19 protein-coding genes are annotated in these 18,090 nt (G+C 64.0%); 5 read left to right on the top strand and 14 right to left on the bottom strand.

All coding sequences use genetic code 11. The features are described 5' to 3' along the window. Positions 1-124 precede the first annotated feature (124 nt). The gene (locus tag FJ957_RS29440) at positions 125-490 is read left to right on the top strand and encodes a hypothetical protein (protein WP_140836388.1); all 366 of its coding nucleotides are present in this window, start codon (positions 125-127) and stop codon (positions 488-490) included. Positions 491-786: 296 nt separating this feature from the next. Here FJ957_RS29440 and mmsB read toward each other — a convergent pair whose 3' ends face one another. The 3 genes from mmsB to FJ957_RS29425 all read right to left on the bottom strand — a co-directional run bounded on the left by mmsB (position 787) and on the right by FJ957_RS29425 (position 3,330). Further along, positions 787-1,671, bottom strand: coding sequence for a 3-hydroxyisobutyrate dehydrogenase (mmsB, locus tag FJ957_RS29435; protein WP_140836386.1), 885 nt, complete (start codon positions 1,669-1,671; stop codon positions 787-789). 79 nt (positions 1,672-1,750) lie between these two features. Continuing rightward, the gene (locus FJ957_RS29430; RefSeq protein ID WP_140836384.1) at positions 1,751-2,119 is read right to left on the bottom strand and encodes a four helix bundle protein; all 369 of its coding nucleotides are present in this window, start codon (positions 2,117-2,119) and stop codon (positions 1,751-1,753) included. Positions 2,120-2,160: 41 nt separating this feature from the next. Beyond that, positions 2,161-3,330 carry an isobutyryl-CoA dehydrogenase gene (locus tag FJ957_RS29425; RefSeq protein WP_140836382.1) on the bottom strand — a complete coding sequence of 390 codons (1,170 nt, stop codon included), beginning with the start codon at positions 3,328-3,330 and terminating at the stop codon, positions 2,161-2,163. A 139-nt stretch (positions 3,331-3,469) separates the two neighbouring features. On the opposite strand from FJ957_RS29425, the gene FJ957_RS29420 reads away from it, so the two are divergent. Continuing rightward, the gene (locus FJ957_RS29420) at positions 3,470-4,075 is read left to right on the top strand and encodes a dimethylsulfonioproprionate lyase family protein (protein ID WP_140836380.1); all 606 of its coding nucleotides are present in this window, start codon (positions 3,470-3,472) and stop codon (positions 4,073-4,075) included. Beyond that, complete coding sequence (locus tag FJ957_RS29415) at positions 4,075-5,550, top strand: cobyric acid synthase (protein WP_140836378.1); 1,476 nt, start codon at positions 4,075-4,077, stop codon at positions 5,548-5,550. The genes FJ957_RS29420 and FJ957_RS29415 overlap by 1 nt, the downstream gene beginning before the upstream one ends. A gap of 181 nt (positions 5,551-5,731) precedes the next feature. On the opposite strand, the gene FJ957_RS29410 is transcribed toward FJ957_RS29415, so the two are convergent. The 4 genes from FJ957_RS29410 to FJ957_RS29395 form a co-directional block, all read right to left on the bottom strand. Then, positions 5,732-6,151, bottom strand: a complete 420-nt coding sequence (locus FJ957_RS29410; RefSeq protein ID WP_140836376.1) for a VOC family protein — start codon at positions 6,149-6,151, stop codon at positions 5,732-5,734. Between the two features lie 84 nt (positions 6,152-6,235). After that, a complete protein-coding gene (locus tag FJ957_RS29405; RefSeq protein ID WP_140836374.1) occupies positions 6,236-7,069 on the bottom strand; it encodes an AraC family transcriptional regulator in 834 nt (277 codons plus the stop codon). A gap of 90 nt (positions 7,070-7,159) precedes the next feature. Further along, positions 7,160-7,330: a hypothetical protein gene (locus tag FJ957_RS29400; protein WP_108702979.1), complete on the bottom strand. Its 171-nt coding sequence runs from the start codon at positions 7,328-7,330 to the stop codon at positions 7,160-7,162. Between the two features lie 52 nt (positions 7,331-7,382). After that, complete coding sequence (locus FJ957_RS29395) at positions 7,383-8,168, bottom strand: TSUP family transporter (RefSeq protein ID WP_140836372.1); 786 nt, start codon at positions 8,166-8,168, stop codon at positions 7,383-7,385. Between the two features lie 203 nt (positions 8,169-8,371). Here FJ957_RS29395 and FJ957_RS29390 point away from each other — a divergent pair, with 203 nt between their 5' ends. Beyond that, positions 8,372-8,803 carry a TerB family tellurite resistance protein gene (locus tag FJ957_RS29390; RefSeq protein ID WP_140836370.1) on the top strand — a complete coding sequence of 144 codons (432 nt, stop codon included), beginning with the start codon at positions 8,372-8,374 and terminating at the stop codon, positions 8,801-8,803. Between the two features lie 88 nt (positions 8,804-8,891). On the opposite strand, the gene FJ957_RS29385 is transcribed toward FJ957_RS29390, so the two are convergent. The 5 genes from FJ957_RS29385 to FJ957_RS29365 all read right to left on the bottom strand — a co-directional run bounded on the left by FJ957_RS29385 (position 8,892) and on the right by FJ957_RS29365 (position 15,235). Beyond that, positions 8,892-10,514 (bottom strand): dipeptide ABC transporter ATP-binding protein, encoded by a 1,623-nt coding sequence (locus FJ957_RS29385; protein ID WP_140836368.1) that lies wholly within the window; start codon positions 10,512-10,514, stop codon positions 8,892-8,894. Further along, positions 10,511-11,380: an ABC transporter permease gene (locus tag FJ957_RS29380; protein ID WP_140836366.1), complete on the bottom strand. Its 870-nt coding sequence runs from the start codon at positions 11,378-11,380 to the stop codon at positions 10,511-10,513. The genes FJ957_RS29385 and FJ957_RS29380 overlap by 4 nt, the downstream gene beginning before the upstream one ends. Then, on the bottom strand, positions 11,377-12,324 hold the full coding sequence (locus FJ957_RS29375) for an ABC transporter permease (RefSeq protein ID WP_140836364.1): 948 nt from the start codon (positions 12,322-12,324) through the stop codon (positions 11,377-11,379). The genes FJ957_RS29380 and FJ957_RS29375 overlap by 4 nt, the downstream gene beginning before the upstream one ends. 27 nt (positions 12,325-12,351) lie before the next feature. Next, positions 12,352-13,833, bottom strand: coding sequence for an ABC transporter substrate-binding protein (locus FJ957_RS29370; RefSeq protein WP_140836360.1), 1,482 nt, complete (start codon positions 13,831-13,833; stop codon positions 12,352-12,354). Positions 13,834-13,957: 124 nt separating this feature from the next. Continuing rightward, a complete protein-coding gene (locus FJ957_RS29365) occupies positions 13,958-15,235 on the bottom strand; it encodes an acetylornithine deacetylase/succinyl-diaminopimelate desuccinylase family protein (protein WP_140836355.1) in 1,278 nt (425 codons plus the stop codon). A 260-nt stretch (positions 15,236-15,495) separates the two neighbouring features. Between FJ957_RS29365 and FJ957_RS29360 the strand changes: the two genes are divergently transcribed. Continuing rightward, complete coding sequence (locus FJ957_RS29360; protein WP_140836351.1) at positions 15,496-15,927, top strand: L,D-transpeptidase; 432 nt, start codon at positions 15,496-15,498, stop codon at positions 15,925-15,927. 22 nt (positions 15,928-15,949) lie between these two features. Here the strand turns inward: FJ957_RS29360 and FJ957_RS29355 are convergent, their stop codons facing one another. Then, complete coding sequence (locus tag FJ957_RS29355) at positions 15,950-16,942, bottom strand: lipid A biosynthesis lauroyl acyltransferase (RefSeq protein ID WP_140836347.1); 993 nt, start codon at positions 16,940-16,942, stop codon at positions 15,950-15,952. A gap of 5 nt (positions 16,943-16,947) precedes the next feature. Further along, a complete protein-coding gene (locus tag FJ957_RS29350) occupies positions 16,948-17,976 on the bottom strand; it encodes a zinc-binding dehydrogenase (protein ID WP_140836345.1) in 1,029 nt (342 codons plus the stop codon). Positions 17,977-18,090: the final 114 nt, after the last annotated feature.

Here is an 18,090-nt window from a genome sequence, read left to right as displayed (position 1 = left end):
ACGGTCGGGCGTCCGGTGTTCGGGCGCCCGACCGCCACCATCCGCGCCAGGTACGGGGAACAATGCATGCGCCCGCGCGTAATAGACTGGGCCTGAGAGACGGGTCCGGCTGAGGACTTACGCGATGAAGAAAACCCGCAAGACCCGTGGCGCAAGGAAAGCCGCGCTGATCGGCGGCGACCTGATGTTGGCGCCGATGGTGATGATGATGCGCATGCCCCTGCTTGTCGCGGATGCGCAAAGCGACCGGAAACTCGGCAGGGAAACCGTGCGAGCTGTTACTGAAAAGACTGCTGCCGCGGCCCAAGGCGCCATCGCAGCACAGGTTTCGCTTCTGCAATCGGCCGCCCGGTTCTGGCCGGAGGTGCTGTCGGGACGCGTTCCGTCCCTGGTCAACGGCGAGGCCGCGCGACAATCCCTGGGTGCCGCCCTCAAGCCCGCCGGCCGTACCGTACGGGCGAATTTCCGGCGTTTGTCCAGCAAGAGCTGATCTCGGCCGGGACCATTTCCACTGTTGTTGGATTGCCTTGAGAAACGCAAAAACCGCGCTCCAAAAGGAACGCGGCTCTGCCAGATACGCATGGCATTTCGCGACAAGAATACTTGCGAAACTTACGGGCTCCGGTACGCGAGACCTGATCCGGAGCGCCGGGCAGACGCGATGTCCGCCTCGCAGTCCGTTTTAAAGGCACATCGTTACCGGTGAGTTAGCGAGACCTTAAGCAAATCTAAATTTGCCGGCTTCTGGCCGGCGGATATCGAAAATAACCTTAGAAAATCAGTATCTTACGCCTGGTTTCCGCGCAGGAAATTAATAATTCCGGAAAAATCGGCGCCGGCATGACCTTGCGCGTTGAACAAGGCATAGAGCTGCGTGGCTTCGGCGCCGAGCGGGGTCACGGCGCCCGCGCCCTGCGCGGCTTCCTGCGACAATTTCAGGTCCTTTAGCATCAGGGCCGCGGCAAAGCCGGGCTTGTAGTCGCGGTTGGCCGGCGAGGCCGGAACAGGGCCGGGGACCGGGCAATAGGTGGTCAGCGACCAGCATTGGCCCGACGAGGTGGAGGCGACGTCATACAGCGCCTGGTGCGACAGGCCGAGCTTTTCGGCGAGCACAAAGGCTTCGGCGACGCCGATCATCGAGATGCCGAGGATCATATTGTTGCAGATCTTGGCCGCCTGGCCCGCGCCGTCGCCGCCGCAATGGACGACGCGTCCGGCCATCGGCTTCAGGATCGGCTCGGCGGCGGCAAAAGCGTCATCCGAGCCACCGGCCATGAAGGTGAGCGTGCCGGCGGTGGCGCCGCCCGTGCCGCCGGAGACCGGGGCATCGATCGACTGCAAGTCATGTTTCCCGGCAATCGCATGCGCCTTGCGTGCCGATTCGACATCGATCGTTGAGGAATCGATGAACAGCGCGCCTTTCTTCGCCTTGGGTGCGATGTCCTCATAAACCGACAGCACATGCTTGCCGGCCGGCAGCATGGTGATGACGACATCAGCGTCCTTCACCGCGGCGACGGCATTGGCCATGACTGTAATGCCGTGCTCCTTCGCAACCGTGAGGTTTTCAGACACAAGGTCGAAGCCCAGCACCGCATGCCCCGCCTTGACGAGATTGGCGGCCATCGGATTGCCCATGTTGCCCAAGCCGATGAAGGCGATCGTCGTCATAGTGGTGCTCCCAGGTTAGGCAGTAGGCAGTAGGCAGTAGGCAGTAGGCAGTAGGCAGTAGGCAGTAGGCAGTAGGAGTCTATTCGGGTGCGAGCTTGATAATAAGCTGGCGAAGCATTTTTCCGATGGCCTCGGTGACTGACAGCATATGATGGACCTCATTGCGAGTGGCCAGGCCGATGCGTTCAGCGATCTGGAGATGCGTCTCAAGCTCCTTAAGAGAGCCTTGGGCTATCCTGAGAAACTGTTGGTAAGAGCCGGTGTTGTCTCGGCCGTAACCTTCAGCAATGTTTGCAGGAATAGACGTGGCTGAGCGACGAACTTGGCTGGTCAGTCCATACAACTCCTCTTTTGGCCATGCCTTGGTCAAGGAGTAGGTAGCGACGGCCAAGTCCACGGCCTGTTGCCAGACGATCAAATCCTTGTACGAGTTGATCTCGCCGGTCATCTTTCCCTACTGCCTACTGCCTACTGCCTACTGCCTACTGCCTACTGCCTACCAATCAGCGCCCGCGCGATGATGACGCGCATGATCTCGTTGGTGCCTTCGAGGATCTGGTGGACGCGCAGGTCGCGGACCAGCTTCTCGATGCCGTAATCGTGCAGATACCCATAGCCGCCATGCAGTTGCAGCGCCTGGTTGGCGATGTCGAAGCCGATATCGGTGACGAAGCGCTTGGCCATAGCCGACCATTTGCCGGCGTCGGGCGCCTTGCGGTCGAGCTTGGAAGCGGCGGCGTAGAGGAAGATGCGGGCCGCCTGCAGCTCCGTCTCCATGTCGGCCAGCCTGAACTGCAGTGCCTGGAACTGGTTGATCTGGGAGCCGAAGGCCTTGCGCTCGGCCGTATAGGCCAGCGCCTTGTCGAGCGCCGACTGCGCGCCGCCCAGCGAACAGGCGGCGATGTTGAGCCGGCCGCCATCGAGCCCCGCCATGGCAATGCCGAAGCCGGCGCCTTCGGCGGCAAGCAGGTTCTCGGCCGGCACCTTGCAGTCCTCGAAGACGACCTGGCGTGTCGACTGCATGTGCCAGCCCATCTTGTGCTCGTTGGCGCCGAAGGAAAGGCCAGGTGCGTCCTTCGGCACGACGAAGGTCGAGATGCCTTTCGGACCGTCGGCACCGGTGCGCGCCATCACGACATAAAGGTCGCTGTCGCCGGCGCCGGAGATGAACTGCTTGGCGCCGTTCAAGACATAGTCGCCGCCGCTCTTCACCGCGCGCGTCTTAAGCGCCGCTGCGTCCGAGCCCGAGCCGGGCTCGGTCAGGCAATAGCTCGCCAGCCATTCCATCGAGGTCAGTTTCGGCAGGAAGCGCTGGCGCTGCTCGTCGCTGCCGAAGCGGTCGATCATCGAGGCGGCCATGTTGTGGATGGAAATGAAGGAGGAGAAGGCCGGGTCGGCGTGGGCCAGAGCCTCGAAGATCAGCACCGCATCGAGCCGCCCAAGCGCCGAGCCGCCGACATCGTCGCGCACATAGATGCCGCCGAGGCCGAGCGGCCCGGTTTCGCGGATCACATCGGCGGGGAAGTGCTTTACCTTGTCCCAGTCGAGCGCATTGGGCGCGACGCGGTCCGCCGCGAAGGCCTGGGCCATCTCCTGGATGGCGCGCTGTTCCTCGTTGAGTTCGAACTGGCCAGTGTCCGCATCGACTGTCGCGTCCATGGCGTGCTCCCTGTCGTTTCAGGCCTTCTGGCCTGTCGTTTTTGGCTTTGCGCACCATCCAATCTAGACCAATGATGCCGCCGCGCAACCCGGCTTCCTGCGGACCGGCTGTGCGTGAAATGACCAACGGAGCTCGTACGTGCCGACAATTTTCGATGAGTTGCTGGACCGGTTCCACACATATCTCGCCGGCGTCGACAATAATCTGGTCGCGGACGAAGTCGCGCGCATCGGCTGGGACATGCCTGTCCGTTCGCTCGAACCGCGGGCGCTTGGCTGCCTTGGCTATCTCGATCGCGTCGCCGAGCTTGCGTCGGCCGACGCCAAGCCGCTGGCGCGATTCGTTGCCGACCATCGGGATGAGTTACGCTGGGGGCAGACCTATACCGCCGCCGATTTCGGGCAGGGCTTTGTCGACAGTTACGGCTGGCTGGAAGTGTTCGGCACGCGCGGGCATTTCGTCAATGACGCGGTTGCGGCCGGGCTGCTGATCCTCGGGCCGGACATCGTCTATCCCGACCATCACCACATCGCCGAGGAAATCTACGTCCCGCTGACCGGCGGCACGGAATGGCGGATGGGCGAAGGCGGTTTCCATACTCGCGACGCCGGCGAGGTTATTCACCACGCCTCCAACGTCAGCCATGCCATGCGCACGGGCACGGAACCGCTGATGGCTCTCTATCTCTGGCGCGGCGGGCCGCTGGCGCAGAAGTCGACGATCGGCTCGGGAGGCAGGGGCTGATGGCCAAAGCGATCATGCTGCAGGGCACCGGCTCGGATGTCGGCAAGACCGTGCTGGTCGCGGGGCTTTGCCGCGCCGCGAAGAATCGCGGGCTGAAGGTCAGGCCGTTCAAGCCGCAGAACATGTCGAACAACGCCGCCGTCGCCGACATTCCCGGCGGCGACAAGGCCGGCGAGGGCGAGATCGGCCGCGGGCAATGGCTGCAGGCGCTGGCCTGCGGCGTCCGGCCGACTGTCCATATGAACCCGGTGCTGCTCAAGCCGCAGAGCGATATCGGCTCGCAAGTGGTGGTTCAGGGCAAGGTCTTTGGCGAGGCCCGGGCGCGCGACTACCAGGCGATGAAAGCCGGACTGATGGACGCGGTGCTCGATTCCTGGGCCAAGGTGGGCGAGGGCGCAGACCTCGTCATCGTCGAGGGCGCGGGCTCGCCAGCCGAGATCAACCTCCGCAGCCGCGACATCGCCAATATGGGCTTTGCCACCCGCGCCCATGTGCCGGTGATCCTGGTCGGCGACATCGATCGCGGCGGCGTCATCGCGTCGATCGCCGGCACGCATCTCATCCTGCCGGAGGAGGACCGGCGCATGATCGCCGGCTATCTCATCAACAAGTTCCGCGGCGACGTCTCGTTGTTCGACGACGGGATCAAGGCGATAGAAACCTTCACCGGCTGGCGCTGCTTCGGCGTCGTGCCGTGGCTGAGGGCCGCCGTCCGGCTGCCTTCGGAGGATTCGGTCATGCTCGAGCGCCTCGCTTCCGGCGAGAAACGGGCGCTGAAGGTGGCAGTGCCGATGCTGGCGCGCATCGCCAATTTCGACGATCTCGACCCGCTCAAGGCCGAGCCGCAGGTCGAGGTCGTGTTCGTGCCGCCGGGCAGGAAGCTGCCGGAAGATGCCGGGCTGGTTGTCGTCCCCGGCTCGAAGTCGACGATCGGAGACCTGCTCAAATTCCGCGAGAACGGCTGGGACCGGGATCTTCTCGCTCACCGCAAGCGCGGCGGCCATGTCGTCGGCATCTGCGGCGGCTACCAGATGCTCGGCCGCATGGTGCGCGATCCGGAGGGCATCGAAGGCAGCGTCACCGAAGCCGAAGGCCTCGGCCTGCTCGATATCGAAACGGTGATGGAGCCCGAAAAGACGGTGCGCAATTCAAGCGCGCAGTCGGTGCAGTTCGGCCTGCCGCTCGAAGGCTATGAAATCCATCTCGGCCGCACCACCGGCCCGGACACGGCGCGGCCGTCGACGATCCTCAACGGGGTCGAGGACGGCGCGGTTTCCGCCGACGGCAAGGTGATCGGCACCTATCTGCACGGGCTGTTTTCCGCCGACGCCTTTCGCGCCGCCTACCTGGAGAGCCTTGGCATGAGGGGAGGCGGCATCGACTATCGCGCGGACGTCGAGAGGGCGCTGGACGAGGTCGCGTCGGAGCTCGAGAGACATGTCGACTGTGACGCGATTTTTGGGCTGGCGCGATAGGCAGACCATAGAAATCCATTCGGTGACGTCAAGGCGTTGCAACGGTGCAGAATTCTGCTCCGCTGCATCCCTCGCGCGAGGTCACGGAATGGATCCTCGGGTCTGCGCGCGTCGCTTCGCTCCTTGCTTCGCCCGTGGATGACGAAGCGCTGTTGCCAATCCCCAACGTCGGTGAGACTTCCTACGCCTTTTCCCCCGCCTTCGGCCAATAGGTGCCGAAGGACCAGACATTGCCTTCCGGGTCGAGGCAGATGAACTCACGGCTGCCATAGTCGCGGTCAACCGGTTCCTGGATGATTTTCGCGCCGGCCTGCTTCGCCTTGGCATAGGCGGCATCGGCGTCGCCGACGGCGATGTAGATGGACTTGCCGCCGCCACCGCCGGGCTCGCCGACCATCTTGCCATAGTCGTCGTCGCGTGCCGTGCCCAGCATGATCATCGAGGAGCCGAAGGTCAGCTCGGCGTGGTGGACGATGTCACCTTCGCCATAGCGGGCGCGGACCTCGAAGCCGAAGGCTTCGCCCAGCCAGTCGATCATCTTGGCGGCGTTTCTGTAGCGCAGCGCAGGATAGATACGGGGTGCTTCGGTTGACGAGGGCATGGCGATCTCCTTGTTCGTGTCGATGAACCCAATCTCGACCAAGGCTGTTCCGGCGTCTTGAAGAAATGTTACCTCAGCTCAGGCCTAGATCGACGCCGCGAGCGCCTTCGGTGTTTCGCCGGCAAGCTGGCGGAATTCGCGCACCAGATGCGCCTGGTCGGCATAGCCGCAATCGGCGGCGATGCCGGCCCAGTCATCGTCCTGCTGCTTCGACAGGGAAAGCGCGCGGTTGAAGCGCACGATGCGCGACAAGGTCTTCGGGCCTATGCCGATCGCGTCGGTGAATTTGGCCGCCAGGTGCTTGCGGCTCCAGCCGATCTCGCCGGCAAGCGCCGCAATGCGGGTGCGGCCGCCCGATGCGATGACCGCCCTGTAAGCCCAGGCGATTTCGGACGAAAGCGCATTCGCCTCCGCAAGGCGGGCGGCGATGAAGCCCTCGGCTATGTCGAAGCGCGCGTTCCAATCCGATGCCTCGCCAAGCCGTGCGCGCAATGCCATGCCGTCAGGGCCCAGCGCGTCGTCCAACCCGACCATGCGGTCGCGCAACTCGCTCATCGGGAGGCCGAAGAACCGCCTGGCGCCAAGCGGCGTGAAATTGACCTGGACGCAGCAGGAGCCGCCGAAGGATTCGATCATGACCGGCCCGGCATACAGACCTGCGGCGAAACTGGCGTAGCGATCGTTGTCGCCCGGGCTGTGGCCGAGCCCGATGGCGAAGGCTTCGGCGAAGCTGATCACCAGCGGCACGGTCAGCGAAGCATATTCGACGATGCGGAAATGGCCGGGCAATGTCTCGCGATAGCCGCAGATATCCGTGACGATGCCCGCCAGCGAGGCGGCGGGCTTGCGCCGCACCATCTCGAAATGGAGGGTGGGAGAGCGGTTATCCTGTCGATGGCGCTCTGTCTCGTCGGACATGCCGAGAGCCTATCAGAACATGCTCGCAAGAATCAAAAGCGCCCGGCAGGGCCGGGCGCTCCGAGTTGCCTGAGATTGGCTATCAACGGTTTAGGCACCGCGCATCAAACAGCCGGCGGCAAGCACGATATAGGCGATGAGCATGATCCAAACGGACGCAAGCGGAATGAATGCAAGAACGCCAAGAGCGGCGAGAAGGCCGATGACGGCGATGACCAACGAAATAATGAACACGATCTGGGTGGGTGCACTGAGATTCATGTCTGGTCCCTCCAACATGATTCGCAACACCCGAATTCTACCAGCATACGCCTCACATACCAATGAGCCGGCGTAAGGGATTGGCCGGGTCGCCTAGCAGCTTCACAGCGAGCGCCAGGCAGACGACCACCAGCAACGGCTTGATCAGTTTGGCGCCGATGCGGATGGCAAGGCTCGCGCCGACACGGGCGCCGATGAACTGCGCCACGCCCATCATCAAGCCGATCTTCCAGTCGATGACGCCGACGGCGGCAAAGACGACGAAACCGCCGATGTTGGAAGCGAAGTTGAGCAGCTTGGTATGCGCCGTCGCCTTGAGCACGCCGTAGCCGGCAAGGGTGACGAAGGCGAGCATGTAGAAGGAGCCGGCGCCAGGACCGAAGACGCCGTCATAGAAGCCGACCAGCGGCGGGACGATCAGCCCGAACAGGAAAGGCGACAGCCGCTCGGCGCGGTCGACGTCGTCCATGTTCGGCTTCAGCGCGAAATAGAGGGCGATGGCGATCAGGAGCAGCGGCAGAAGGGCGCGCAGGAAATCGCCGGGCACGACGGTCGCCAACAGGGCGCCGACCGCGCCGCCGACAAGCGCCAGCAGCGCCGACGGCAGCTGGCGGCGCAGGTCGACCTGACCGTTGGCGGCATAATGGATGGTGGCCGAGCCGGAACCGAACATGCCCTGCAATTTGTTCGTGCCAAGTGCCGCGACCGGCGAAAAGCCGGCGAGCAGCAGCGCCGGAATCGTGATCAGCCCGCCGCCGCCGGCGATCGAGTCGACGAAGCCGGCGCCAAAGGCGGCGGCGATGAGGACGAGGACGGTCTGCAGGGTAAGGTCGATCATCGGGGAGGGGTGCTTGGAAGGAAGCCGCAGCTTCCATCACGCTCCACCAGTTTGCGCAAGACCAATTCCACGCCAGATCGGTTCGACGTTTCAATACGCCGAACCGCTCTATTCTTCTTTCCCGCAATTCCAGATGGAAAACAGCTTCACACTTTTCCTGGAATTGCTCTAACAATCCAATCGGAATCGCAAAAGGGAGCTTGGTGGCGATGGCGCTGCTCGACCAGATACGTTCGATCTTCGACGGTGACCCAGGTGTGCGCAAGGTGGCGGACGACCCGGTGCTGTCGGCGGAACTCTTGATGCTGTTCCGCATGATCCTGGCCGACGGCTCGGTCTCGGAGAGCGAGATGATCGTCTTCCGGCGCATCTGCAGCGAAGCCTTCGGCATCCCGGAGGCCTCGATCGACAGCGTCATCGAATATCTCAACGATTTTGGCTACGAGACCAACGGCTCGCAGGCGATCGCGCTGTTCCGCGACCTCGATGTCGAGCGCCGAAAGCTGCTTGCGCGCCACATGGCCGAGATCGCCAAGGCCGATGCCAAGCTGGCGGAGAGCGAAGTCCGGCTCCTGCGCCGCACACTCGACCTGCTCGATATCAGTCCGGTCGATGTGGTGAAGTCGGAGGACTAAAGCAATTCCAGGAAAAGCGTGAAGCGGTTAGGCTCGGCGACTTCGCCGTAGCCTTCCGTCCGGAATTGCGGCAAACAAGGAGGCTGAACTACCCCTGTTCCTGCAGGCGCCGCGCGATGGCGCGGTGGAGGTCGGGCGCCGCCGCGACCAGCGCCTGCGCCGCTTCCGAGCGCGGATGGTCGAGCACATCGGCCGCCCGGCCGCGCTCGACGATCTTGCCTTCGTGCATGACCAGCACCTCGTCGGCCATGGCGCGGGCGACCGTCAGGTCGTGCGTGATGAAGAGATAGGCGATGCCGAGCTTCTGGTTGAGCTCGGCGAAAAGGTCGAGGATCTGGGCGCGGATCGAGACGTCCAGCGCCGAGACCGGCTCGTCGGCGACCACCAACTTCGGCCGCGTGATGATGGCGCGGGCGATCGACAGGCGCTGGCGCTGGCCGCCGGAGAACTCATGCGGGTATTTGTCCATGTCGCGCGGCCCAAGGCCAACTTCATCGAGGGTATGCGCGACCATCTCGCGGCTCTCGGCCTTTGCCGGCTGCTTTTCCAGAAGATGCAGCGGCTCGGCCACCAGCTTGTCCACCTTCTGGCGCGGGTCGAAGGAGCCGTAAGGATCCTGGAACACCACCTGCATGTCGCGCCGGGCCGGCCTCAACGCCGATTCCGGCCTGTCCGTGATGACCTCGCCGCGAAAGCGGATCGTGCCCGCCGTCGGCTTGTCCAGCGCGAGGATCATGCGGGCAAGGGTGGACTTGCCGCAGCCCGAGCGGCCGACCAGCGCCACCGATTGGGCGGGCTCGATGGTGAGCGAGACATCGTCGACGGCACGGATCGATTGCGCCGGCCGAAACAGAGATATGCGCCGTCCCGGATAGTCCCGGCCGACGTTTTCGACTTCAAGCAGGGGTTTTGCCGAGCCGGCAAGGTGCGGTTTCGGGCGCGCCGGCACATGCATGGAGGCCAGCGCCAGCTCGCGCGTGTAGGGGTGGAGCTGTTCCGACAGTGTGCGCGCGGTGTCGCCGGCTTCCGTCACCTCGCCGCGGCGCAGGATGGTCAGGCGATCGGCCATCTCGGTGACGACAGCGAGGTCGTGCGAAATGAGCAGCAGGCCGATGCGGTTCTCGCTGACCAGATCGCGCAGCAGGTCGAGGATCTGCGCCTGCAGCACTACGTCGAGCGCCGTCGTCGGCTCGTCGGCGATCAGCAATTTCGGTTTAAGCGCGCAGGCGATGGCGATGACGACGCGTTGGCGCTGGCCGCCCGACAGTTCGTGCGGGTAGCGCGATAGTGGGAATTTGGCCTCCGGCAGCCCGACGCGGTCGAGCATCTTTCGCGCGCGGTCCTCGGCTTCGGCGCGGCCCGCCCTGGTGTGCCAGCGGATGCCTTCGGCGACCTGCTCGCCGATGGTCTTGACCGGGTTCAGCGCTGTCATCGGTTCCTGGAACACCATGCCTATATCGTCGCCGCGCAGGGCGCACATCTGAACTTCGCTCGCGGCAAGGATATCGATGCCGTCGAAGGCGACGCGGCCTTCGGCGCGGGCCAGATGCGGCAAAAGCCGCATGATCGTCAGCGCCGTCATCGATTTGCCGGAGCCGGATTCGCCGACCAGGCCAACCACCTCGCCGGGCGCGATTGTCAGCTCGACGCCTTTGAGGATCGGCGTATCACCGATCGAAAGCGACAGGTTTTCGATCTCGAGCAGGCTCATCGGCGCCGCCGTGATTTCGGATCGAGGATATCGGCAATGCCGTCGCCGAGCAGGTTCAGCCCAAGCACGGTGACGACGATCGCCATGCCGGGGAAGATCGCCATCCAGGGTGCGGTCACCATGCGCGTCTGGGCGTCGAACAGCATGCGGCCCCAACTCGGCATCGGCGGCTGGGCGCCGAGGCCGACATAGGAAAGCCCGGCTTCGGCCAGGATGCCGAGCGCGAACTGGATCGTGCACTGGACCAGCAGCAGCGTGGCGATGTTGGGCAGGATGTGCTCGATGCTGATGCGCGTCATGCCCTTGCCGGCGGCGCGTGCGGCAAGGATGAACTCGCGCGGCCAGATGGCTAAAGCGCCGGCCCGCGCCACGCGGGCGAAGACCGGGATGTTGAAGATGCCGATGGCGATGATGGCGTTGACGGCGCCCGGGCCGAAGATCGCGGTGATCATGATTGCCGAGAGCAAGGCCGGAAAGGCGAAGACGAGATCGTTGACGCGCATCAGCGCCTCGTCGACTATTCCGCCGCGCGCCGCCGCGAAGGCGCCAAGCGGCACGCCGATGCCCATGCCGATGCCGACCGCGACCAGCGCCACGGCGATCGAATTGCGGGCGCCGACCATGATCATCGACAGGATGTCGCGGCCGAAATGATCGGTGCCGAACCAGTGCGCCCAGGAGGGCGCCTGCGTCTTGTCGGCGATCACCAGTTTTGTGACGTCGTAAGGCGTCCACAGGAATGAGACGAGCGCGACGGCCACGATCAGCAGTGTGATGACCAAACCGATCAGGAAGGAACGGTTGCCAAAGGCCTTGGCCAGCACGCCGGCAAGGGTTTCCTCGGGCAGATCGACGCGCATGGTCATTGCCGGCCCCTGAGGCGCGGGTCGACGATGGCGTAGGAGAAGTCGACAACGAGGTTGATCAGGATCACGGCGGCGACCAGCAGCATGACGATGCTCTCGACGACGATCAGGTCGCGCTGGGTGATGGCCTGGAAGATCAGCCGGCCCAGCCCAGGCAGGTAGAAGACATTCTCGATGATGATGGTGCCGGCCAGCAGGAAGGCGAATTGCAGGCCGAGGATGGTCAGCACCGGGATCATGGCGTTGCGCAGCGCGTGGCGCCACAGCACGGCGCGATAGGGCAGGCCCTTGGCGCGCGCGGTGCGGATATAGTCTTCGTTGAGCACCTCGATCAGCGCCGAGCGGGCGACACGCGCCAGGATCGCCGCCTGCGGCAACGCAAGAGCGACGGCCGGCAACAGCAGGGACTTCAGCGCCGTCCAGATACCGGCGCTCCAGCCCGGAAAGCCGCCGGCCGGCACCAGACGCAGCCAGACGGCGAAGAGGTAGATCAGCATCAGAGCGAACCAGAAATTGGGCACGGCGACGCCGAGCTGGGCGGCGCCCATGGCGAGCGTGTCGCCGGCGCGGCCCTGGCGGCTGGCGGAGAAGACGCCGACCGGAATGGCGATGACGGTCGATAGCGCCAGCGCGATCAGCGCCAGCGGCAGGGAGACGACGACGCGCTCACGCACGAGGTCGATGACAGGCACCGAATAGGTGTAGGAGCGGCCGAAATCGAGGCTGAGCAGCCCTGCCGCCCAATGCAGGTAGCGCAGGACCAGCGGCGCGTTCAGCCCCATCTGGTCGCGCAGCAATTCAACCTGCTCGGCGCTGGCATTCATGCCCAGCATCAGGCGCGCCGGGTCACCGGGCAGGATCTCCATGACCGCGAATACCACCATCGAGGCCAGCACGAGCGTGAGGGCCGCGATGATGAGGCGCTTTACGAGGTATGCGGTCATGGAGGCGATCGGGCGATCGCGCCGGCCTCAATCCGTCCACTTCACCTTGGTGAGATCGTCAGCCTCGATCGGCCAGTTCGTCCACATGCCCTGCAGCTTGGCGTCCCAGACGCCGATCTTCGGCAGTTCGAACAGGTACACGGCGGGGACGTCGTGCGCGAGAATCTTCTGCGCCGCACCCAGCAGCTCCAGCCTCTTGTCCTTGTCGACCGTGGCGCCGAGCTGCTCGATGACATCGTTGAACTTCGGATTGTCATACTGGAAATAGTAGCCGGGCCGCGAATAGATATCGATGTCGTTCGGCTCGACATGGGAAACGATCGTCAGGTCGTAGTCCTTGTTGGTGAAGACTTGGCTCAGCCACTCCGCCCATTCGACCGGAATGATCTGCAGATTGACCCCGATCTCCTTCAGTTGGGACTGAATCACCTGGCCGCCATCGCGTGCGTAAGGTACGGGCGGCAGCTTGATCGTGGCCGAAAAGCCGTTCTCCAACCCCGCTTCCTTCAGATACTCCTTGGCCTTGGCGATGTCGTGCGGGTAGATGCCGGTGAGATCGACATAGCCCGCATCGCCTGGCGAAAAATGAGAGCCGATCGGCTTTCCAAGACCGTTCGAGGCTGCATCGATGATGGCACTGCGGTCGATCGCCGAGGCGAGCGCCTGCCGCACCGCAAGCTTGTCGAAGGGCGGCTTCTTGTTGTTGATCGATAGGATTGTTTCGCCCTCGGTCGAGCCGATCACGACGCTGAAGCGCGGATCTGACTGGACCTGTGCAAGCGCGTCCTGTGCGGGCATGTTGGCGAAAGCCTGGATATCGCCCGAGAGCAAGGCGGGGACGGCCGCGGCGGCGTCGGGAACGATGCGGAATGTCGCCTTGTCGAGCGCGGCGGGCGTACCCCAGTAGTCCGGGTTCTTGACGAGCGTGATCTCGGAACCCTTGGCCCAGTGATCGAGCTTGAACGGACCGGTGCCGATCGGCTTGTCCTTATTGCCGTCGGCCGATCCCTTCCCCACGATCACCGCCGCAACCTGGCCCATGTCGTAGAGGAAATTGCCCTGCGGACCGTCGAGAGTGACCTTGACCGTCGCTGGATCGACCGCCGTGACATCGGCGATGTGCGCAAAGAGCGGCTTTTGCGGATTGAGCGTATCCTTGGCGCGCGCTCGGTCCAGCGAGAATTTCACGTCGTCGGCGCTGAAGGCCGAGCCATCGTGGAACTTCACGCCGGAATGCAGCTTGAACGTGTAGACCTTGCCGTCGTCGGAGACGGCCCAGGTCTCGGCGAGACCGGGCTGAACCTGGCCGTTGTCGTCGATGCGCGTCAGCCCTTCAAAGACATTGGCATAGGTGATTTCGCCGATGGCCGCGGCCGCGCCGGCAGTCGGATCAAGATGCGGCGGCTCAAGCACGATGCCGAGCGTGAGATCGGTGCGGGCGGCAAAGGCCGACGTGGCGGCGGCAAGCGACAGCACGGCCGCGGCCAGGATGGTCTTCCACAGTTTCATCGCTGAACTCCCATTGCTCAAACGTGCTCAAGCTGGCGGATAGAAGCGTGATTTCGCGCGCGAGTAAATCGCGTTTCATGCTGCCTTGCCGCGCCGGGGGAAAAGTTTTTCCAGCTCGTCCCGATCAGTCCGTCGTTCCTCTCAAAAGCACATTGAGGCCGATCGCCATCACCTTGGCCGATTCCACCATGTCGGCGATGCCCACCCATTCGTCCGGCCTATGCGCAAGGTCGAGAATGCCCGGGCCATAAGCGATGCAATCGTAGAGGTGGCCGATGCGCGCGACATGCTTCTGGTCGTAGGTGCCGGGCGAGATCACGTAGTCGGGCTCGCGCTCGAACACCGCCATGATGCCTTTCGCGACAGCCTGCACCACAGGCGCGTCGCGCTCGGTCATCAGCGGCAGCACCTCCATCAGGTCGCGGATCTCGTAGTCGAATTTCTTGCGCTCGCGCTTCAGCCGCTCGAGGATGCCCGTGACTTCGCCTTTGACGGCGGCGATGTCCTCTTCGAGCAGAAAGCGCCGGTCGATGGTGAGCCGGCAGGAATCCGGTACGTTGGGCGAGGGAAGCCCCGGCCGGAAATCCTCGGTCTGGCCGCCATGGATGGAATTGATGTTCATGGTCGAGCGCCTGGCGCCTTCCGGCACCACCGGCATGCGCGTCATCTTGCGGTCGAGGGCCGGGAACAGCTCGTCCTCGAAGGCCTGCAGCACGGCGCCCATATGGCGTACCGCATTGTCGCCGAGGAACGGCATCGAGCCATGCGCGATCTCGCCCTTGGTCTCGATCTCGGCCCACCAGACACCGCGATGGCCAAGGCAGATGCGATCCTTGTTCAGCGGTTCGGGGATGATGACGTGGTCGACTTTCGGCTTCGAGAAATAGCCGAGCCGCGCCAGATGGGCGACGCCGCCGAAACCGCCGGATTCCTCGTCCGCCGTGCCCGATATCTCGATGGCACCGGGGAAATCGGGATAGACCTCCATGAAGGCTTCGACGGCGATGACGGAGGCGGCCAGGCCGCCTTTCATGTCGCAGGCGCCGCGGCCATAGACCCTGCCGTCCTTCACCACGCCGGCAAAGGGATCGACGGTCCAGCCCTCACCGGCCTCCACCACGTCGATATGCGAGTTGAAATGCACGCAGGCGCCGGGCGAGCGGCCGTCGAAGCGGGCGACGACATTGACGCGCGGGTAGCGGTCGCTGTCGCCGGGCGCGCCTTCGGCACGGATGAACTCGGTTTCGAAGCCGCGTTTCCTGAGACGCGCGCCAAGAAACTCGGCGCATGGCCCGTAGACCTCGCCTGGCGGGTTGACGGTCGGAAAGCGGATCAGGTCCGCGGTCAGCGCGACGAGGTCGTCGACCCGGTCCTCGACCGCCTTGAGAAGTCGTTCATTCATCCGGCGGATTGAAGAAGGAACGCAGCGCTTTTGCAAGCAAGCAGTCGCTCATTGCCACACGACGGTCCGGGCATGGCCCAACGCCCGCCTAAACTTCAGAGGGTGCGTGTTGCTGCGGCAACTATACCGGGAAAATCGTTCAAATTCATCGCATTGGATTGGCAGAATCGTCAACGAGTGTGTGCTACTTAACGCATCTGCCGGCAAAAAGATGGAAAAACCGCGCGAATGGCAGGGGGCAATCAAAGGGGTTTGATCGCATGAAAAAGTTCGTTCTCATGGCAACCGTGCTGGCAACCGCGTTGTTCGGCATGTCCGTCGCAAGCCGGGCGGCCACGCTGGTCGCCAATATCGACGTCTCGTCGCAGACCATGACCGTCAGCAAATACGGCCAGGTGGTCTATCGCTGGAGCGTATCCACTGCGCGCAAGGGCTATTTCACCCCGCGCGGCAGCTACCGGCCGCAGTGGACGGCCCGGATGTGGTATTCGCGCAAGTACGAGATGTCGCCGATGCCCTATTCGGTGTTCTTCCACGGCGGCTACGCCATTCACGGCACCGGGTCGGTGAGAAACCTCGGGCGCCCGGCCTCGCACGGCTGCGTGCGCCTGCATCCGGCCAACGCCGCGACCTTCTATGCGATGGTCAAGGAAGTCGGCTTCGGCAACACGCGGATCGTCGTCGCCAACTGATCCGGGGCTGCGGAGCGACCGGTTACTGGCCGGCTGTCGCCTTCGCCTGTCCGCGCTTGCGGCGACGCCCGCTGATTTCCCAGCGCTTGTGGAACCACATCCACTGTCCAGGGTCCGCACGCACCCAGCGCTCGACCACATCGGTGAGCAGCTGGGTGGTGGCAGCGACGTCGACGCTGCCGCCTTCGGTGCGCGGCAAGGTCAACCGGTCCTCGATTTCCAGACGGAAGCGGTTGCCCGGCAGCCTGACGCAGCGGGCGGGGTAGACATCGCAGTCATAGTGACGGGCCAGCATGCCGAGCATCGGGTTGCTCTGGCACCGGCGGCCGAAGAAAGTCGTCTCCACGCCGCCCGAGAATTTCTGATCGACCAGCACGCCGATATTGCCGCCCCTTTCCAGGATGGCGGCAAGAGCGAAGGACGCGCCGGCGGCGGAGGGCAGCAGGGCGCCCATCGAGGAGCGGCGCGTCGAGTGGATGTAGTCGGCGAGATAGGGGTTGTTCGGCGGGCGAAACAGCGCCGTGATGTTCATGCCGAACGTGGCGGCGGCCACCGGCAGCAGCTCGAAATTACCGAGATGGCCGGTGAACAGGATATGCGGCTTCTTTTCGCCGGCGATCTCGAGGAAATGCTCGACGCCGCGCACCTCGACCCGGCCCGGCTTCGAAGCGTTCGGATCGAAGTCGAACAGCGCGTCGAGGAAGATGTACTCGGCCGCGAGGCGGGCCATGTTGCCCCACATGTCGCGCGCGATGGCTTCGATCTCGGCGTCGCTCTTTTGCGGATAGGCAAGGCGCAGATTGTTGACCGCAACGCGATGGCGCCCGACCATCGGGCCGATGCGGCGGGCGATGCGGTCGGCGAAGTTGAGCGCGCTGTCCGGCGGCAGAAGGCGCAGCAGCGAGAGCAGAACGATAGCGAGCTTCGCGACCAGCCAATGCTCCAGCTGGCGCAGTCGCCGGCCGTAGCGGAACATGAAGTCCCGGCGGGCTTTCCTGAGCACCTTGCCGACCATCTGTCCTAGGAAACGCGCAGGATGATCTTGCCGAAGACGTCGCGGCCTTCCATGCGCTTCAGCGCGGCGTCGATGTCGTCGAAGCCGACTTCGGTATCGATGACCGGGGCAACGAGCCCCGCTGCCATCTTCTGCATGGCGTTGGCCATGTTCTCCATGCGGCAGCCGAAGGAGCCGAGCAGTTTCAGCTGCTGCTGGAAGAGCTGCATCAGGTTGACCTGCGTCGACACGCCCGAGGTCGAACCGCAGGTGACGAGACGGCCGCCGCGCTTTAAGGACAGCATGGAGCCGGCGAAGGTGTCGGCGCCGACATGCTCGAACACGACATCGACGCCCTTCTTCCTTGTCAGCTTGCGCACCACGCCTTCGAAACGATCCTCGCGGTAGTTGATGACATGGTCGGCGCCAAGCGCCTTGGCCTTGTCGATCTTGTCGTTCGAGCCGACCGTGGTGATCACCGTGCAACCCATCTTCTTGGCGAGTTGGATGGCAGCGGAGCCGATGCCCGAGCCGCCGGCATGGACGAGAATGGTTTCGCCCGGTTCCAGCTTCGCGTTGTCGAACAGCATGTGCTCGACCGTGCCGAAGGTGACCGGCGCGACCGCCGCGCCGATTTCGGTGACGCCGGGAGGCGCGGGCACCAGAAGGCGCGCCGGCAGGTTGATCTTTTCCTGGGCAAAGCCGTCGAGATGGAAGCCATGGACGCCGGAAACATGCTCGCAGAGATTGTCGCGGCCTTCGCGGCAGGCACGGCAGAGCCCGCAGGTGCGCGCGCCGTAGATCGACACCAACTGTCCCGGCAGAAGGTTGGAGACGCCCGGTCCGACCGCCTCGACCTCGCCGGCGGCCTCGGCGCCGACGACCAGCGGCAACTTGCGCTTGGCAAACGCCATGCCGCGCCAGCCCCAGACGTCGATATGGTTGAGCGCCACCGCCTTGATGCGGAGCGTCACTTCGCCCAGCGAAGGCGGCGGGGGAGGCGGCAGGTCCACCGTTTCAAGGCGGCGGTCCTCGATAAGTTGCAATGCGCGCATGTGGCCTGTCAGGTTCTGCTCTAAAGCGCGATGCGCTTTAGTTTCTTTGTTTATGCATGTCGTTGTCGCAAAACCGATTTCACTTTTGCGCGACATGCATTAGCGGAAAAAGTC

The sequence above is a fragment of the Mesorhizobium sp. B2-4-6 genome, assembly GCF_006442775.1.
GTDB lineage: Bacteria > Pseudomonadota > Alphaproteobacteria > Rhizobiales > Rhizobiaceae > Mesorhizobium.
Note: the sequence above shows the minus strand (reverse complement) of the source record. Positions and strands in the feature narration are given on the sequence as shown.

Excerpts from the sequence above, each read along its gene's own strand:
- FJ957_RS29440 (WP_140836388.1), top strand. The coding sequence starts at position 125 with ATGAAGAAAACCCGCAAGACCCGTGGCGCAAGGAAAGCCGCGCTGATC.
- mmsB (WP_140836386.1), bottom strand. The coding sequence starts at position 1,671 with ATGACGACGATCGCCTTCATCGGCTTGGGCAACATGGGCAATCCGATG.
- FJ957_RS29430 (WP_140836384.1), bottom strand. The coding sequence starts at position 2,119 with ATGACCGGCGAGATCAACTCGTACAAGGATTTGATCGTCTGGCAACAG.
- FJ957_RS29425 (WP_140836382.1), bottom strand. The coding sequence starts at position 3,330 with ATGGACGCGACAGTCGATGCGGACACTGGCCAGTTCGAACTCAACGAG.
- FJ957_RS29415 (WP_140836378.1), top strand. The coding sequence starts at position 4,075 with ATGGCCAAAGCGATCATGCTGCAGGGCACCGGCTCGGATGTCGGCAAG.
- FJ957_RS29410 (WP_140836376.1), bottom strand. The coding sequence starts at position 6,151 with ATGCCCTCGTCAACCGAAGCACCCCGTATCTATCCTGCGCTGCGCTAC.
- FJ957_RS29405 (WP_140836374.1), bottom strand. The coding sequence starts at position 7,069 with ATGTCCGACGAGACAGAGCGCCATCGACAGGATAACCGCTCTCCCACC.
- FJ957_RS29400 (WP_108702979.1), bottom strand. The coding sequence starts at position 7,330 with ATGAATCTCAGTGCACCCACCCAGATCGTGTTCATTATTTCGTTGGTC.
- FJ957_RS29395 (WP_140836372.1), bottom strand. The coding sequence starts at position 8,168 with ATGATCGACCTTACCCTGCAGACCGTCCTCGTCCTCATCGCCGCCGCC.
- FJ957_RS29385 (WP_140836368.1), bottom strand. The coding sequence starts at position 10,514 with ATGAGCCTGCTCGAGATCGAAAACCTGTCGCTTTCGATCGGTGATACG.
- FJ957_RS29380 (WP_140836366.1), bottom strand. The coding sequence starts at position 11,380 with ATGACCATGCGCGTCGATCTGCCCGAGGAAACCCTTGCCGGCGTGCTG.
- FJ957_RS29375 (WP_140836364.1), bottom strand. The coding sequence starts at position 12,324 with ATGACCGCATACCTCGTAAAGCGCCTCATCATCGCGGCCCTCACGCTC.
- FJ957_RS29370 (WP_140836360.1), bottom strand. The coding sequence starts at position 13,833 with ATGAAACTGTGGAAGACCATCCTGGCCGCGGCCGTGCTGTCGCTTGCC.
- FJ957_RS29365 (WP_140836355.1), bottom strand. The coding sequence starts at position 15,235 with ATGAATGAACGACTTCTCAAGGCGGTCGAGGACCGGGTCGACGACCTC.
- FJ957_RS29360 (WP_140836351.1), top strand. The coding sequence starts at position 15,496 with ATGAAAAAGTTCGTTCTCATGGCAACCGTGCTGGCAACCGCGTTGTTC.
- FJ957_RS29355 (WP_140836347.1), bottom strand. The coding sequence starts at position 16,942 with ATGGTCGGCAAGGTGCTCAGGAAAGCCCGCCGGGACTTCATGTTCCGC.
- FJ957_RS29350 (WP_140836345.1), bottom strand. The coding sequence starts at position 17,976 with ATGCGCGCATTGCAACTTATCGAGGACCGCCGCCTTGAAACGGTGGAC.